This is a genomic window from Rhodoplanes roseus, assembly GCF_003258865.1.
Classification (GTDB): Bacteria; Pseudomonadota; Alphaproteobacteria; order Rhizobiales; family Xanthobacteraceae; genus Rhodoplanes; species Rhodoplanes roseus.
The window spans coordinates 1-264 of sequence record NZ_NPEX01000865.1; the positions used below are offsets into that span (position 1 = coordinate 1).

General features: G+C 56.8%; 1 pseudogene. It reads left to right on the forward strand.

From position 1 onward, the window contains the following. A pseudogene (locus tag CH341_RS32770) lies at window positions 1-194 on the forward strand (tRNA (guanosine(37)-N1)-methyltransferase TrmD); the annotation flags it as partial. Between the last annotated feature and the right edge of the window lie 70 nt (window positions 195-264).

A 264-nucleotide genomic window follows, 5' to 3' on the forward strand; every position in this document is an offset into this window, starting at 1 on the left:
CTGAAGAGAGTTTTGAAAACGGGCTTCTGGAATATCCGCAATATACGCGGCCGCAGGAATTCGAGGGCCGCGAGATCCCGCAGGTCCTGACCTCAGGCCATCACGGCAAGGTCGCCGAATGGCGGCGCGCGGAGGCGCTCAGGCTGACGCGCGAGAGACGCCCGGATCTGCTTGAGGCGTCGGAAGAAAAGTAGAGACGCGAGGCGTTATGTCCTCTTGTTGTTGCGTGTCTGATTTGTTGTTTTGAAGTTCCTAAACAAAGGT